This window comes from Colwellia chukchiensis (assembly GCF_002104455.1).
GTDB lineage: Bacteria > Pseudomonadota > Gammaproteobacteria > Enterobacterales > Alteromonadaceae > Cognaticolwellia > Cognaticolwellia chukchiensis.
Window position 1 is genome coordinate 12,522 of record NZ_NBOC01000002.1, and the last position, 16,101, is coordinate 28,622.

Here is a 16,101-nt window from a genome sequence, read left to right on the forward strand (position 1 = left end):
ATAAACACGAACCCTTTATCCATTATTAAAGGATAAATAGGTCATTAAAAATTAATCTAATTAAGAAATAGGCGGACGAAGTATAGCTTCAAGAAAGGTACTTGTTTGATCAATTTGATAAGGCGTTTTATTGATAATATTTAGCTTACCATCGACATTGGAATTACTGACTAAAATCCAAGATAAGTGGCTGCCACTGCAATGACCACAGTGATGACAATCCTTTACATCGTGCTGTTCATCATCTGTATTATCATTTAAGGCATTTCGATCATCTGCATGATCATGTTGAGTTTGAAGGTGCTCTATATCTATTTGGTGATTCTCAGATGTTGAAGATGCAACAGCAGTTAACGATTGTAAAACAATCGAAAAGACTAAGAGCATTTTTAGTACAACATTAAGGTTCAAAGTTATCACCAGTTAAATATAGTATTTAAAATACTAGCAGAAACTATTTTCTTAAACTAGCTTTTCAATTCAGTTTCCACGCTTTTACATTAAATAATTTTTATATTTGACTCTATAGCCACTATAGATTTTATACTTATTTTAATATTATTACGGAATGTTAAATATGTCAGAAAAATGTAGTGGTCAGTGTCAATCATCTTCTACCAATGAAGATGTAAAAATTGATGCGCAATTAGATAACTATAGTGGCGGGTTTGTCAGTACATATAAAGTGCCTCAAATGGACTGTCCTTCAGAAGAAAGGTTGATCAGGTTAGCACTAGATGGTGTGGAACCTTCTGTTGGCTTGCAATTTGATATTCCTAATCGCTTAGTGAAAGTTTTTCATGATGAAAATTTAGATGAAATAACAAAAAAGTTACAACAACTTAAACTCGGTGCAGAGTTAGCATCAACTAAAGAAAGTTGCAGCACAGAAGCTGCAAAAGCAAAAGATCTAGCCCAAAAAAATGAGATGAAAGAAGCATCAACACTAAAATGGTTGTTGGCTATTAACGGAGTCATGTTTTTTGTAGAGATAATTGCCGGGATTATTGCGCAGTCTGCTGGCCTTATTGCCGACTCATTAGATATGTTTGCTGATGCTGCGGTGTATGGTTTAGCTATTTATGCCGTAGGTAAAAGTATCAGCATGAAACTTAGAGCGGCACATATATCTGGTGTACTTCAAATTATTCTAGCGCTAGGTGCTTTGAGTGAAGTCGTAAGACGCTTTATTTATGGTAGTGAGCCTATGTCATCTTTAATGATGATATTTGGTGGAATAGCACTAATCGCTAACATTGCTTGTCTGTTTTTAATATTTGGCAACAAAGAAGACGGCGCTCATATGAAAGCGAGCTGGATTTTTTCCGCAAATGACGTTATCGCAAACGTTGGCGTAATCTTAGCTGGTTTATTAGTTACAGTAACAAGCAGCCGTTATCCAGATTTAGTGATTGGTTTGATAATTGCCCTTGTCGTTTTAAACGGTGCTCGCCGCATCTTACAGCTAAAGTATTAAGCAGAGAAATGAAAATAGTGCACTCCTCGTATATAAAATCAAATATATCATACGTGATAATGATTTTAATCGCGGTGCAGTCTGTATTTTTTTCGCTAGAAGAACTTGAAATAAACTTAAACGAGAGTTCTTTTAACACATCACTAACTGAGTCAATTACCCCATTAAAAGCTTCAGAAACCTCCAATGTATTTGAAGTAAATAATAGCTACACTTCAATTGATGATTGTAATTTTTGTTGCTGTTGTCACCTATTTTTAAATGCAGATTCTTCTTGTAATGTTTTACAAGCAATAGATCAATTTCCCACCTACGCCTTAGTTTCTCCTGAGCTAAAAGGCTATATGTCGGTGCCATTTCGTCCCCCTAAACACGCCTAATTTTATATCAAATTTAAAGAGGTCAACATTATTGGCCTAAATAACAATATAAATTTATAGGAAAGTATACATGGCACTTAATACCTGTGCGCATCGCAAGATAGTAATTTTGAGGTGTGTAACACCTCGGCTTAAATATATCGCGTTTCTCGCTTTGTCACTTTTTACATTTAATGTTTATGCCTTTGAAAAGCAGTTAAATCTTCAAGAGGCAATTCAGCAGACGCTTAAACACAACCCTGAACTCAAAATATTTAATTTCAAACAAACCGCATTAACAGGACGAGAACAAACAGCAAGTTTAAATCCCTCTTATGAACTAGAACTTGAAGCCGAGAACTTTGCAGGCTCAGGTGAATTCTCTGCATTCGACAGCGCAGAATTAACCATCGCTCTATCTTCGGTTATTGAAATGGGGGATAAACGCTCAGCGCGAATTGGGCTTGTTTCAAATTCAAGAGCACTACTCACTGCTGAAAAAGAGGTAATAGCGCTAAACTTGATGGCTCAAGTCACTGAGAAGTACGTAGAAGTACTTGCTGCCCAACAAAGAGTGATATTGGCAGATAATGCATTGAAGTTAGCACAAGAAACGTTAGAGATTGTATCTCAGCGTAACCGCGCAGGTGCTACCCCTGAGGCTGAAGTGAAACGTTCAAAAGCAGTTATTGCTCAGGCAAATTTAACCGTTCAATCTGAACGAAAGCGTTTGGAATATTTAAAACTTTCTTTAGCAGCTTTCTGGGGAGAAAACTCTGTAACTTTCTCTGAAGTACAAGGTGATCTTTTTCAGTTTGGCAATGATAGTGACTTTAACACTCTCTTTGCGAAGTTAGAAAAAAATCCAGCAATTCAAATCTATGCAAGCGAACAGCGACTAAAAGAGGCTGAAATACGTTTAGCGAAAACAGAGGTCAATGCCAATATAAAATGGTCTGTTGGTGTTAGGCGTTCTCAAGAAGCCAATGATACTGCACTGGTCGCTGGCTTTAGCTTACCTTTGTTTGCTGAAAAGCGAAATTCTGGTGCAATCGCTAGTGCGCTAGCAGAGCGTGACCAAGTTGCCATAGAGAAAGAGGCGACTAAGTTGAGGTTTAGAAATCACTTACTACGAGCATACTCCAATAGAAAACAAGCCATATTAACAGTTAATTCATTAAAGCAGTCGGTTATCCCAATGCTTGAAGATGCACTGGAAGATACTCAAGACGCCTATCAAAAAGGTCGATATGGATATCTTGATTATGTATCGGCTAGACAAGAGCTGTTAAATGCTCGGCGAACCCTCATTGATGCGGCATCTGCTGCCCTAATTTATGGCGCAGAGATAGAAAAACTAACAAACGAAGCGCTGTCACTCTAAAAAAAGCATCACTTTAAGCTTAATAACAATTTATTGATTCAGTTATTAACTGAATCGTTTAGGAATTCAAAATGAAAAACTATTTACTCGCACTATTGATTTTTATTGGGTATTTGTCACCCATTCAAAGTGGTTTCGCTAGTGAAGATGAACATGAAGGCGAAGAAGGCATAAGCAAAATCGACAATAACATGGCAAAAAAGGTTGGTGTTGAAACAGCCTATTTAGCTTCAAAAACGTTGAACCAAACTATCCCTGTATACGGCGCTACGACGATAGGCGCTGAACAATTATTTCAAGTTGGCGCTAGATATAACGGCGTTATAAAGACAATAAACTCCACTGTTGGTGATAAGGTAAAAAAAGGCGATCTATTAGCCGTTATTGAATCTAATGAGAGCTTAAATACTTATAAAATAACATCGCCTGTTTCTGGGACTGTTTTACAGCGAAATGGAAATATTGGCGGTATCACGCAAAACACCAGCTTGTTTGAAATCGTAAATTTTGACACCTTGTGGGCTGAATTTAAGGTGTTTACCAGCCAATATAATCAAATCAAAGTCGGTCAGCATGTTGATATTGAGCATGGTGAACACGCATTCAACTCCGTTATCACTAATATTATTCCAGCTAAAGATCAACCTTATGTATTAGCGCGGGTACGTTTAAACAATGCTGAGTTAAGCCTAACGTCAGGTCAATTATTAAAAGGCAACGTTAAAATAAATCAATTTGAGGTGGATTTAGCCGTTGAGAAAGTTGCTATACAAGAACTAGGTGGACAATTAGGTGTATTTGTTAAAGAAGGTGAAGAGTACGAATTTGCGCCGCTTGTATTAGGGCGTTCAGATAAGAACTATATAGAGGTCATTGATGGCCTCAGTAAAGGCGCTGAATATGTGAGCAAAAACAGTTATCTGATCAAAGCAGATATTTTGAAATCTGAAGTAGAAGACGACGATTAGGAGACGCAATATGATTGAATCAATTTTGCGTCTAGCAATAAATAGACGCTATTTAATACTAAGTCTGCTGATGGTAATCATCGGCATTGGCATGTGGAGTTATCAAAAACTTCCTATTGATGCTGTTCCAGATATAACAAACGTGCAGGTACAAATAAATACCTCTGCCCCCGGTTATTCACCTTTAGAAGCAGAGCAAAGGGTAACCTTTCCTGTAGAAACCGCCTTAGCTGGATTGCCAAGGCTGTCTCACACCCGCTCCCTGTCAAGATATGGATTATCTCAAGTAACCGTTATCTTTGAAGAGGGAACCGATATTTATTTTGCTCGCAACTTAATCAATGCAAGATTAGCTGCGATAAAAGGCGTTATTCCCTCTGGCTTAGAGCCAGAAATGGGTCCTATTTCCACAGGGCTTGGCGAAATATTTATGTATACCGTACAAGCTTCTCCTGACGCTAAAATGCCTAATGGAGAGCCTTACACCGCTATTGCCCTGAGGGAAATTCAAGACTGGATCATTAAACCGCAATTGGCTCAAGTTAAAGGCGTCATTGAGGTCAACAGTATCGGCGGCTACAACAAGCAATATCATATAACACCGAAACCTGAAAAATTACTTTTTCATCAGGTAAGCTTTGAAGAAATATCTGATGCATTACGTAAAAACAATGATAACCGTGGCGCAGGTTATATCGAACAAAACGGACAGCAAGTGTTAGTGCGCTCCATTGGGCAACTTGCGACAATAGATGAGATCCTCAATGTCATCATCAAAAAGAACGATGGTATTCCTGTAAAAATAAGTGATGTTGCCAATGTTGCTATTGGCAAAGAACTTAGAACAGGGGCTGCTACTCGTAATGGCATTGAGACAGTGCTTGGTACAACCATGATGCTGATTGGTGAGAATTCTCGTACTGTTGCCTTAGCAGTGGAACAGAAGCTCAGCGAAATACAAAAATCTCTGCCAAAGGGCATTACCGCAGAGCCTGTTTACGACAGAACAACGTTAGTAGATAAAGCGATTACAACCGTTACCAAAAACCTCGTTGAAGGTGCGCTATTAGTTATCGTTGTACTTTTCTTATTGCTTGGAAATTTACGCGCTGCATTAATAACCGCCGCTGTAATACCACTATCAATGTTAATGACAATCACAGGTATGGTACAAGCGGGAGTATCTGCCAACTTAATGAGTCTCGGCGCATTGGACTTTGGTTTGATAGTGGACGGGGCTGTCATCATCGTTGAAAACTCTGTTCGTCGGTTAGCAGAGGCGCAACACAACGGCCATAGGCAAGACTTAAGGGAGCGACTAAATACTGTTTTTGAAGCCACTTCAGAAGTCATACGCCCAAGCCTGTTTGGTGTAGCTATTATCACAGTTGTTTACATACCTATTTTTACTTTAACTGGTGTTGAAGGGAAAATGTTCCACCCTATGGCGGCAACAGTCGTTATGGCGTTAATATCGGCCATGATCCTTTCAGTTACACTGGTTCCTGCTGCTGTTGCGATATTTATGAAAGGTAAAATCAGCGAAAAAGAAAGTGTAGTTATTCGTTCAACCAAGTCTATTTATGAACCATTGTTAAAAATGGCGATGAAATTTCGTTGGATTATTGTTTCATTTGCAACGCTGTTAATGGGGTATAGCCTTTGGTTAGCAACTACGCTTGGGACAGAATTTGTTCCACAATTAAATGAAGGTGATATTGCACTACAGGCATTAAGAATTCCATCGACTGGCCTAGAGCAATCAGTAGAAATGCAAGAAGTACTTGAGCAACGTATTAAAGCGTTTCCTGAAGTTGATAAAGTATTCTCGCGCATCGGCACACCAGAAGTAGCAACTGATCCAATGCCACCGAGTATTGCTGATATCTTTGTTATTTTAAAACCACGTAAAGATTGGGCCGAACCTTCAAAGCCAAAGAGTGAATTAGTTGAAGAAATGGAAGAGGTACTGAAAAACATTCCGGGCAACAACTATGAATTCACTCAGCCTATTCAAATGCGTTTCAACGAATTGATTTCTGGTGTTAGAGCTGACGTGGGTATCAAAGTATTTGGTGATGATTTGGATCGGTTATTACTTACCGCAAAAGATATTCTAAATATTGTGAAAACCGTGGACGGTGCTGCTGATGCCCGAATGGAACAGGTCACAGGTGTTCCATCTTTATCAGTAATTCCTAAACGAGAAGCGCTTGGTAGGTATGGATTGAACGTTACCGAATTGCAAGACTGGGTTGCTACTGCGATTGGCGGTGAATCAGCGGGGATCATTTATGAAGGTGACAGACGATTTGAGTTAGTTGTTCGCCTACCAGAGCAAACAAGAACAGATATCGATGGCTTGAAGCACCTGCCGCTTCCACTTGAGGGCGGTAACTATGTGCCACTTGAAGAAGTTGCAGAGCTTAAATCAGAGTCTTTACCTGCTCAAATTAGCCGTGAGAACGGAAAAAGAAGAGTTGTGGTTACCGTCAATGTTCGTGGCAGAGATTTAGGCGGCTTTGTAAAAGAAGTGAAAGCTAAAATTAATCAGGAAGGAGAAGTCCCAGCAGGATACTGGCTTGATTATGGTGGAACGTTTGAACAACTAGAGTCAGCAAGTAAGCGATTAAGCCTAGTTGTACCGATAACATTGGTTGTTATCTTAGGTATTTTGATTATAGCATTTGGTTCATTAAAAGATGCATTAATCATTTTCAGTGGCGTACCGTTAGCATTAACTGGGGGCGTATTTTCACTTTATTTAAGAGACATGCCCTTATCAATTTCGGCAGGTGTCGGCTTCATAGCATTGTCAGGTGTCGCCGTATTAAATGGCTTGGTTATGTTGGCTTTTATTCGAGATCTTTGGCATGAAAAAGGCGACCTTTACGTAGCAATCATTGAAGGTGCCATCATTCGTTTAAGACCTATTTTAATGACGGCACTGGTTGCTAGTTTAGGTTTTATTCCAATGGCGTTAAACACTGGAATTGGTGCAGAAGTACAAAGACCACTAGCAACAGTTGTTATTGGCGGTATTGTATCTTCTACAATTTTAACTTTGTTTGTATTGCCTATTTTATATCAATGGGCGCATGGCTCTGAGAGTAGCAAACAGCAGTCCGACGAAATTTAAAAACAATAAAGCAGCTTAATTTATGTTTAAGCTGCTTTTATATTTAATCTTTTTATTTTAATTTTTAAAGTTTAATTCGTATCATCTCGGCAACTTTCATTTAGAAACTCAAACTCTATCGTCGTATGCGATAAATGATAGGAAGCTAATTTAGTTGCAACTTCTTGTTTAAGTCTAATTAGGTCTTCAACTTCAAAGTTGTCTCTAAGCTCAAGATGCGCTGTTAAAACGTGACTTTCACCATCTAGTGACCAAAAGTGCATGTGGTGGATACCATTAACTTCTGGAAATTCCAGTAATGATTGTTTAATTCGTTCTTGGGTCTCTCTATCTGGTGCCGCTTGAAGAAAAAGCACCAACGTTGATTTCAAGTTTCTAAAAACGTTAAATAAGATAAATAGCGTGAAGCCAATTGATAATAAAGGGTCTAAAATTGGCAGTTCAACAAAAAGAAGTACGACAGAAACAATAAGAACAGCAACCCAGCCAAGTACATCTTCAAGTAGATGCCATGTCAGTACTTTTTCATTTAATGTTTCACCCGCTTTTAATTTGAAAACTGCATATCCATTCACGGCAACACCGAGTATGGCAAGTCCCAGCATCCCCTCAACTACAGGCATTTCAGGATTGGACAACCTTGGAATGGCTTCAAATAAAACCCAAATAGAACCAATAATCAAAACAATACTATTTACCAATGCACCAAAAAGTGTAAGACGGCGATAACCATAGCTGAATTTGTCTGATGCTTCTTTATCTGAAAAACGACTTAAAATCCATGCAAAGCCGATAGACAGGCTATCACCTAAATCATGTACAGCATCTGCCATTATCGCGGTACTGTTGGTAAGCCATCCACCAATAAACTCGATAATAGTAAATGTCACATTCAGAAAAAATGCCCAACCAATACGATCGCCTTTACCATGCTGATGACTGTGACTATGGTTGTGCATTTTGTACCTCTAGTACTTTTTTATTTCTTAGTCTTGATACATTCATATTAATCAAGTGACGTATCACGCGTTGATATATCCAACGTTTTACTCCCGACAAATTAGTACCCTTTTCAAGATAAAACTCATCAGGGGAATCATAAAGCCCAAAGTCGTCATGAATACCTTCTTTTTGAATATAGGTATCCTCTCCACGCCAATCCGTACCGGGTGAAGATAAGCACTTTGTTGCAACACCATAACCACAAAACTCACCTTTTGCTTGGTCAAATTTTTGCTGTAGTGAGCTTAAGTATTGCTCATCCAATATAAAGCCCTCTAAGTTTATCCAGCGTCCATCGAAATAAACTTCCACCCAACTATGGATGATGTATTTAGGCGCTAACCAAAACACATAGGTTGGAATAGCACCTTTTTGTAATTGCTGATCAATAGTAAAACCGTGAAAACGACATTGAATGCCTAACCCTCGCAACAATGCCATCAGCAAGTTGCCTTTGGTATTACATTGTCCGTAACCATCGGATAAAACACTGCTTGCTGAAATATCATCACTCTCATTGTAACCAAATAATATTTCATCTTTAACGAATTGGTAGGCTGCACCAATTTTGTTGAAGTTATCCAAGTTTTTCCACCCTCGTTGATTAATGAGAGATTGGATATTCTTATGTTCAAAATTAACAATTGTCGTATTATTTAAATATTTTTTTGTCATTTTATTCTCCATTCAACTTGTATACTAACACTATAGAATCTATAGTAACTATAGAGTCAATAGCGTTAAGGAATTTTATGAAAATAGGTGAGTTCTCAAAAAAATCAGGCTGTTCAATACAGACAATTAGATATTATGAAAGAGAAGGATTGCTATTAAATCCAAACCGTTCAGAAGGTAATTTCAGGCTGTATGATAGTAAAGCACTAAAACAATTGGAATTCGTAAAACATTGTCGCAGCCTAGATATATCACTCAATGATATTAAACGTCTTATCGAACTAAAAAATACCCCCGAAGAAAGCTGCTCTAGCGTTAACGCATTAATTGATCAGCAACTTGCACTAGTGAATAAACGCATGAAAGAATTAAGGGCGCTTAAAGCTGAATTACAACAGATGGCAAGTGCTTGTGGGTCAGATAATACAATTGAAGCCTGCGGGATCATTAAAACATTGGATAGTTAAACTAAATATAACTTTAGATTATTAGTATTCACAAAGGCAATAATGAAAACCATTGGCAAATTAGCACAATCATTAAATTTAAATGTAGAAACCATTCGTTTTTATGAACGAGAAGGGCTGATTACACAACCTGAAAAACCAATATCTGGTTATAGACAATATGACGAAACAATAGCAGGACAACTTAGGTTTATCACAAAAGCCAAAGCGCTCGGCTTTACGTTAAGAGAAATAAAATCGCTAATGTCTATGGACAGCAACTGCGCTCAAGTTGAGCTATTAAGCCGACAAAAGTTAGTAATCATTCGAGACAAAATTAATGACCTTCAACGTTTAGAGAAAGTAATTGTGGATATGACAAATACCTGTATGCAAAACGAAGATCCAACACATTGCCCCATAATTGATTCATTAAAATGATTGACTCCGTACTTATATACGGAGTTTAAAGTGCTGGTAATATCAACCAATAGACTTTCAAATGATAAATAAAATTTTAGATAAAGTTGGCTCAGGCGGGGTTTGGCTTGCAGCACTTAGTTGTACAGGGTGTTTCCCTGCACTCGGTTCATTAGCATCAGCGTTGGGGTTAGGTTTTCTTTCTCACTTTGAGGGGATTGCTGTAAATACCTTGTTACCTATATTTGCAACTCTGGCGCTACTAGTAAACTTATACAACTGGCACAAAAATAAAAACCATACCAGAGCTGTCTTCAGCATTCTAGGGCCTGTAGCAGTGCTATTAACGCTTTATCCTCTTTGGCAATATGATTGGAGCACATACCTATTTTACTTTGGTATTTGCTTAATGATCGTTATGTCGGTTTTGGATATCGTAAAACCAGTAAGGGAGCAAACATGCAACGTATAGAGCTAAAGTCGACTATTACATGTCCAGAATGTGGGTATAGTCAAATTGAAGAAATGCCGACAAACGCTTGTCAGTGGTATTATGAATGTGAATCGTGCAAAGTTTTGTTAAAGCCTTTAAAGGGTGACTGCTGTGTTTATTGTTCGTTCGGAACAGTTAAGTGTCCTCCTATTCAGGAAGGGCAAAATTGCTGCTCTGGCTAATAAATCATTAAAATCTTAATGTTTAGTGCTAAATTACAACCGTTAAGATTACAGCAACACTTTAAAACCAATAAGAATTAGCACAATGCCACCTAATAGCTCAGCCTTACTTTCAAGTAAAGTTCCGCTTTTAGCACCTATTTTCACACCCAGCCAACTAAAAGCAGCTGTGGTCACACCGATAGTCAAACAAGCTATTAGTACATTTACGTCCATTAAAGTGATTGCATAACCTGCGGCCATAGCATCAATGCTCGTTGCAATAGCTAAAGTCAGTAAAACGCGGTGAGTGACTTGAGATATGTCTTCTTCAATACCTTCAGCAAATGATTCATAAATCATTTTTCCCCCGATGAAGATCAACAAAGCAAATGCTATCCAAGGCGCATAATCGTTTACCCATGATGATATCCCTTTGCCACTAAAATAACCGAATAGCGGCATTACTCCTTGAAAAAAGCCAAAGTAGAAAGCAGCCTTAAAAGCTAGTTTATTTAAACTAGTTGCCTGTTTAGAGCCTAAGCCGATCGACACAGCAAAGGCATCCATACTTAAGGCAATAGCAAGAATTAACACTTCAAACAATCAACTTTCCTCAAGGTTTTATCAAAAAAATTCAGAAAGTCTAACCCACTAAATACAACGATATCAAACCAATAATGAAATGCTCTGGTTACTCTTTGTCTAGTATTGTACCTAAACAATTTTCATTGAGAATTGTTTAGGTACATTAGAATAAACTTTTCGTTGAATAATGTTAATCTCATAAATTGGCTATGAGTGATTGTTTATAACTCAAAAGCTAATGTCTGCTATTGGCTAAGAAATGACATTTACATATTGTTTTTCTATGCCCTAAGAGTTGCTAGCTGACTAATTCGAACAATTTTATAGAATAGTGTCAATGCTCGTAGTTGGCAATAGGAGTAACTTTAAGGTTTTGATTAAGCTCTAGAAATAAAACTTAATTCTTTTAATTTGCTTAGCCCAACAGAAGTATCAAGTTTTAGAGCTTCGCAATATTGTACGTACTCAAATACATTTAGTTTTCTTTCACAGGTTTCTATTCTTACCACAAACTGGTGAGGCTCACCTAATAATTCACCAAGATCACGTACAGTTAATCCCTGCTCTTTACGAGCAGCTTTTAGCCAATCTATCAAGGCTTTATAACGAGAATCGTTTATATGCTTAATCATGGCATCAACTCTATTGTAGAACCCTCTTGGCAACAAAATAGCACCAAGGTATGATGACACTTTGGTGCTATTTTGTTGCCATACTATATTAAAAATTAATAGCTAATGTCATTAGGTATCAGACGGCTGAGGTATACATGAATCAAGAAAAAAAAGAGATGTTCAAAGAGTTCAAGCATATGCTAGGTTCAGGGGCTCTTCGTATTTTACTTAATATTAAAATTGGAGAACCGGCCTTGAACGGCTTAGCAGAGCAACTTCACCGTGATAATGCGCGGTTTCATAACAACAATATTAATATTGCTAAATGCTATAAATTTTTAAAGTATCAATTAAATAAATTTGGCTTAGCAGGCATTCAACAAATAGATAAAGATGAAATAGACTTAACACGCCTTTTCAGGTTTAAATTTGACTTTAAAGTTGAGGACAGTGAAGTAAATTTTTTAATCCCTGAAGCATGGGCAATATTACGTTTGCCTAATACAGAAGATCAAAGAATCATTAGATATAGAATATTTATGAATTGCACACATAAGGACGTAGATTCAGTCAAATTATCTGAAACAATAATGAGTTTGCATCATATTGCTCAAAGCCAAGATAAGTTTGAATGGGTTGCCCCATCTGGAATTAAATTCGTTCTATATAAGGAGAGAATGTTGGGCTTTAGTGAATATGCAACGGATCACCTAGAACGAAATTATGTTCAACCTTATCTTCAGTGGACAAAAGGGCAGAACACACGCCCTAAAATTTTAACGTTACCTGAAATAATAAGTAGAGTATAATTATTAAAATTAGTAACTAGCGTTCTTTATCAACTTTAGTAGAACATCTAGATAGGTATTTTTGCTAAATGTGAGAATAATCATGCCTAACCTCTCAAAATTCTCATGTTTTTAATTAAAAATAATGAGAATATGATAGATTAGCTACATGTACCGTTATTTATGGTTATTCACAATTTTCACAGTTCAGGAAGTGTAACGGTGCTTAAAGATGATTACGATGTTGAAGTGGAATATCGTCAATAATTAGCGTGTCAATGTCGTAACAAAAAAGTGCAATGGTAGTTATACCCTTGCACTTTTTTATTGTTAGGCTATTAATGAGTTTTAAAAGGTAAAGCATTAATAAATAAATCGTTTTCAAGCGAATAATTTGATTACAGCGTTTGGCTGCGCCCAAGGTTACGGCGATAACGCATTTTTGCTTAATTTTAATATTGATTTTTTGCCAGAATTGATAAAAAATTTGCCTTCCACATTTGTTGATTTTGTTTGAGCACGCATATGAGCACAACTAACAATTCTTTGCAGAGTTTCCAAACCGATCGTAAGTTTTACGATGATAAAAACTACCCTAGAGGCTTAAGCCGCTCAGGGGATTATTCACTTAAAGAAGTCGCCATTATAGAAAACCATGGTATTGCCTTTCTTGATTTAGCCAGTGGCAAAAGAGCGCCTGTTACCGAGGTTGAGCAGCAATTTATCAAAGTTTGTCAGGGGGAGATCCTACCGACTACAGCAGAGGAAAAAGCTTGGCTGAAGTATCACAATAAAATTTTAACGCCTAAGCAGTTTCATACCTTATTTGGGCGCAGTAAAGTTGCAGTGTTTGATGACGATGTCGCCGCTGATAGCGACGACTTTGACGACGAATAATAGCGCTGCAGGCAGGAGTAATACCGGCATTTGCATCAACTAATATTGGGTGCGCTACCAGAGCAGCACCCAACGTATTGCAGTAAAGTAGCTGTTATTATCGCTAATGGTTTTTAGCACGCTCTGCGCTGAAAAACTCATGGTAGAGCATCAATAAATGCGCGGCACTCCAACTAAAATTACTCGCCCCTTGTACTGCACCGGTTTCTGGGTTGTAGTTTTCGCGAATAGCGCCATTCTCACTTAACCCTTGGGCGTTCACTAATAGCTTGTTCGCTAAGGCTTTAGCATCACTAGCATAGCCATAATTATCTAAAGCGATTAAGCCAAAGTATACTTGGTCAAGCCAGACCCGACCGCGCCAATAAATATCTTGATCATAAGCAGGGTTAGATAAAGCCGCTGTACCTAATGGTACTGTGCTATTAAATTCATCTGGCGATAACATCACCGCTTTTACCTGTGCCGCTTTATCTTTATCGGCAATATTAGCCCAAAGAGGACTCCAACCTTCTGGACCTCTGCCGCGCTCGGTCAACAGTTTACCTGTGCAAACTTGGCTTGAGCTTTGATTTGCATTTGTTATGGCTCGGTCGTAGTAAAAACCGCTTTCTGGATCAAAAAAGCATTGATTAATTCGCGCCGCAAGCCTTGTTGCTGCTTGTCGATATTGTGTTGCTAATTGGCTATTGCCAAGTAGCTCTGCCATGTTCGCTAACAGGTTTTTTTCATGCGCTAAATAGGTGTTAAGTTCAACTGACTCTTGGTTAATTGAAAAACCGAGTAGTTCGCCTTGAGCATTTCTGTTCTCAAAAAACATCACCTGCCAGTCTTTACGGGCTTGCTCGATATTGCCTTGATAGTGTTGCTTGGCGTAAGTTTTAAGTTGTTCTTGATTAATAAAGCCAAAACGCGCGGCATTATCCATGCCTGACTCCCATGCAGCGCCATGCTGAGCGCCAATATCAATGTCGTCATAGTCGCCACGGCTCAGTACTTGTTGATATAACGCCATGCCTGCACATTGGTACCAGTGATCTTTTGCCGCAGTACAACTACTTAAGTTCGCTGCTTGGCGTGCTTGGTCGTTGCTATATTGAACTTTAAAACTGATATTGCCGTGTTCATCATTGTGAAACCTGTGTTTGGTAGCGCCATATTCGACTAGCCCGTTTTGGTTATGGTCGCGGTTGCGATACCACCACTGATGATATTGTTCAAGTTTTGGCAACATTTCTTTAATGAAGTCGATATCTTGGGTTTTCAGGTAGACTTGCCATACTGCCCAGCTGGCAAGTGGTGGTTTACTGTTACGTTCGTTCCAATTACCCCCATCACCATTTCGAGGCAGATCTTTGTTATAAAATACCGCATCGGTCACCATGCCGTAGTCTTCTGGTCGAAGCGAATCATTAGGCTGAATTTGATAATCAAACATGGCGCGAATGTTATTTTTGGCTAGTTCAGGGTTAAAGCTGGCCATAGCATAAGCGTGCTTCCAAGTATCCCATGCCCAAGTACCATTAAACCAGCGAGCCGTTACAGAGGGGGTAACACTGTCATGTAACAAACTACCTGCAGCACTGCGCCAATTGCCGATTAAGGTTTCAATTGACTTTATCGCCACTAGTTTTTGCTGATCGCTTTTATCGGCCAGATTAACGCCATGGTCTAAATAGCTTTGCCATCGCGCTTGAGTCGCTTGAATAAACTGTTTAGGAGCGGTAAGCGCTTGCACGATAAATGGCTGCTCTATATTGGCTTCGGCTTGGTTATGAAAGTAGCTTTGGGTGCTATGTAGCGCAAGAGTGCTGTTTTTAGCAATGTTGACTTGCGCACGGCTAGTGTAACTCAGTTGCTTGGGGTCAATTTTCGTGTTGGTGGCTAAGTTACGGTGAATTTGATACTGCGCACTGTCACTGGTGAGAATGTCCCACGTTGACCTTATTTCACCAAAGTTAATGTTCAGACCATATTGATGGCTAGTTAGTTTTCGGCTCCAGGTTGGGAGTGCATTTTTTACACTTTGTTTATCATCCCATTGCGACAATAAAGCACCGTGCCAACTTAGTTGTAAAGGTAAGTTTTCGCTGGTTTTATTGCTGATTTTTGTGCTGATCAGTGCTGTTCTATTACTGATAAAGTGCAACGTCAGCGTTAGGTCTAATTCAGCAAAAACATAATGTTGTACTAGGGCACCAGGCTGAGAGTAAATGCTTGATTGAGCCGTTGATAAGTCAAAGCTTTGCTGAGTTTCTAAGTTAACGATTTGCAATTGCTCGAGTAGCTCAGCGATAAACAAGCCATACTCTTGGGCAATAATCATTGGGCCGGTAAAGCCACCATAACCTGCTTTATTAGCAGGTAATAAAAAACCGTGCCAAGCGCCTAAATCAAAAAATGGATTAAACTTTTGATTTTGATAACTATCGTAATCTTTGTGCTGTTTTGGCATGCCCGTGCGATCAATAACATTGTGCGCACTAGGGTGCTCAGCGGTTATCTTTTCTTGTCGGTCAGCACTTGCCATCGCCGGCAAAGTGCACAGCAGTGACATGCAAAAACCTATACTAAATAAACGTAAACCCTTAATCATGAAAACTACCTATCTAATAGTAACTTAGTCGTATTTTATTTTTAAATTCCGTTAAAAATACCTTGTCTTAATGGCAAAGTATGCCAAATAAAAC

General features: G+C 38.5%; 17 protein-coding genes. 11 read left to right on the plus strand and 6 right to left on the minus strand.

Features of this window, described 5'->3' with window-relative positions:
* Window positions 1-60: 60 nt before the first annotated feature.
* Window positions 61-387 carry a hypothetical protein gene (locus B6K83_RS03555; protein WP_074498798.1) on the minus strand — a complete coding sequence of 109 codons (327 nt, stop codon included), beginning with the start codon at window positions 385-387 and terminating at the stop codon, window positions 61-63.
* 190 nt (window positions 388-577) lie between these two features.
* Here B6K83_RS03555 and B6K83_RS03560 point away from each other — a divergent pair, with 190 nt between their 5' ends.
* The 5 genes from B6K83_RS03560 (at window position 578) to B6K83_RS03580 (ending at window position 7,327) form a co-directional block, all read left to right on the plus strand.
* Window positions 578-1,477 carry a cation transporter gene (locus B6K83_RS03560; protein WP_074498707.1) on the plus strand — a complete coding sequence of 300 codons (900 nt, stop codon included), beginning with the start codon at window positions 578-580 and terminating at the stop codon, window positions 1,475-1,477.
* A 59-nt stretch (window positions 1,478-1,536) separates the two neighbouring features.
* A complete protein-coding gene (locus B6K83_RS03565) occupies window positions 1,537-1,857 on the plus strand; it encodes a hypothetical protein (RefSeq protein WP_074498706.1) in 321 nt (106 codons plus the stop codon).
* A 70-nt stretch (window positions 1,858-1,927) separates the two neighbouring features.
* A complete protein-coding gene (locus B6K83_RS03570) occupies window positions 1,928-3,220 on the plus strand; it encodes a TolC family protein (RefSeq protein WP_074498705.1) in 1,293 nt (430 codons plus the stop codon).
* 71 nt (window positions 3,221-3,291) lie between these two features.
* Window positions 3,292-4,188 (plus strand): efflux RND transporter periplasmic adaptor subunit, encoded by an 897-nt coding sequence (locus tag B6K83_RS03575; RefSeq protein ID WP_074498704.1) that lies wholly within the window; start codon window positions 3,292-3,294, stop codon window positions 4,186-4,188.
* A 10-nt stretch (window positions 4,189-4,198) separates the two neighbouring features.
* A complete protein-coding gene (locus B6K83_RS03580; RefSeq protein WP_085283341.1) occupies window positions 4,199-7,327 on the plus strand; it encodes an efflux RND transporter permease subunit in 3,129 nt (1,042 codons plus the stop codon).
* A gap of 71 nt (window positions 7,328-7,398) precedes the next feature.
* Here B6K83_RS03580 and B6K83_RS03585 read toward each other — a convergent pair whose 3' ends face one another.
* Complete coding sequence (locus B6K83_RS03585; RefSeq protein ID WP_074498702.1) at window positions 7,399-8,286, minus strand: cation diffusion facilitator family transporter; 888 nt, start codon at window positions 8,284-8,286, stop codon at window positions 7,399-7,401.
* Window positions 8,273-9,004 carry a transglutaminase-like domain-containing protein gene (locus tag B6K83_RS03590; RefSeq protein ID WP_074498701.1) on the minus strand — a complete coding sequence of 244 codons (732 nt, stop codon included), beginning with the start codon at window positions 9,002-9,004 and terminating at the stop codon, window positions 8,273-8,275. Before B6K83_RS03590 ends, B6K83_RS03585 begins: the two co-directional genes overlap by 14 nt.
* Window positions 9,005-9,081: 77 nt before the next feature.
* On the opposite strand from B6K83_RS03590, the gene cadR reads away from it, so the two are divergent.
* From cadR to B6K83_RS18515, 4 genes are all read left to right on the plus strand, one after another.
* On the plus strand, window positions 9,082-9,471 hold the full coding sequence (gene cadR, locus B6K83_RS03595; protein ID WP_074498700.1) for a Cd(II)/Pb(II)-responsive transcriptional regulator: 390 nt from the start codon (window positions 9,082-9,084) through the stop codon (window positions 9,469-9,471).
* A 42-nt stretch (window positions 9,472-9,513) separates the two neighbouring features.
* A complete protein-coding gene (locus B6K83_RS03600; protein WP_085283343.1) occupies window positions 9,514-9,891 on the plus strand; it encodes a MerR family transcriptional regulator in 378 nt (125 codons plus the stop codon).
* A 61-nt stretch (window positions 9,892-9,952) separates the two neighbouring features.
* Entirely contained in the window at window positions 9,953-10,342 is a 390-nt protein-coding gene (gene merC, locus B6K83_RS03605; RefSeq protein ID WP_085283345.1) for an organomercurial transporter MerC, read from the plus strand.
* Window positions 10,330-10,545 (plus strand): GDCCVxC domain-containing (seleno)protein, encoded by a 216-nt coding sequence (locus B6K83_RS18515; RefSeq protein WP_085283347.1) that lies wholly within the window; start codon window positions 10,330-10,332, stop codon window positions 10,543-10,545. The genes merC and B6K83_RS18515 overlap by 13 nt, the downstream gene beginning before the upstream one ends.
* Before the next feature lie 48 nt (window positions 10,546-10,593).
* Here B6K83_RS18515 and B6K83_RS03615 read toward each other — a convergent pair whose 3' ends face one another.
* Together B6K83_RS03615 and B6K83_RS03620 are read right to left on the minus strand one after the other, a co-directional pair.
* Complete coding sequence (locus tag B6K83_RS03615; protein ID WP_074498696.1) at window positions 10,594-11,130, minus strand: manganese efflux pump MntP; 537 nt, start codon at window positions 11,128-11,130, stop codon at window positions 10,594-10,596.
* Between the two features lie 359 nt (window positions 11,131-11,489).
* A complete protein-coding gene (locus B6K83_RS03620; protein WP_074498695.1) occupies window positions 11,490-11,744 on the minus strand; it encodes a helix-turn-helix domain-containing protein in 255 nt (84 codons plus the stop codon).
* Between the two features lie 137 nt (window positions 11,745-11,881).
* Between B6K83_RS03620 and B6K83_RS03625 the strand changes: the two genes are divergently transcribed.
* Together B6K83_RS03625 and B6K83_RS03635 are read left to right on the plus strand one after the other, a co-directional pair.
* Window positions 11,882-12,535: a hypothetical protein gene (locus tag B6K83_RS03625; RefSeq protein ID WP_085283349.1), complete on the plus strand. Its 654-nt coding sequence runs from the start codon at window positions 11,882-11,884 to the stop codon at window positions 12,533-12,535.
* Between the two features lie 504 nt (window positions 12,536-13,039).
* Window positions 13,040-13,411: a DUF413 domain-containing protein gene (locus B6K83_RS03635; protein ID WP_085283353.1), complete on the plus strand. Its 372-nt coding sequence runs from the start codon at window positions 13,040-13,042 to the stop codon at window positions 13,409-13,411.
* A 103-nt stretch (window positions 13,412-13,514) separates the two neighbouring features.
* On the opposite strand, the gene ygjK is transcribed toward B6K83_RS03635, so the two are convergent.
* Window positions 13,515-15,968 carry an alpha-glucosidase gene (ygjK, locus tag B6K83_RS03640; protein ID WP_085283901.1) on the minus strand — a complete coding sequence of 818 codons (2,454 nt, stop codon included), beginning with the start codon at window positions 15,966-15,968 and terminating at the stop codon, window positions 13,515-13,517.
* Window positions 15,969-16,101 lie beyond the last annotated feature (133 nt).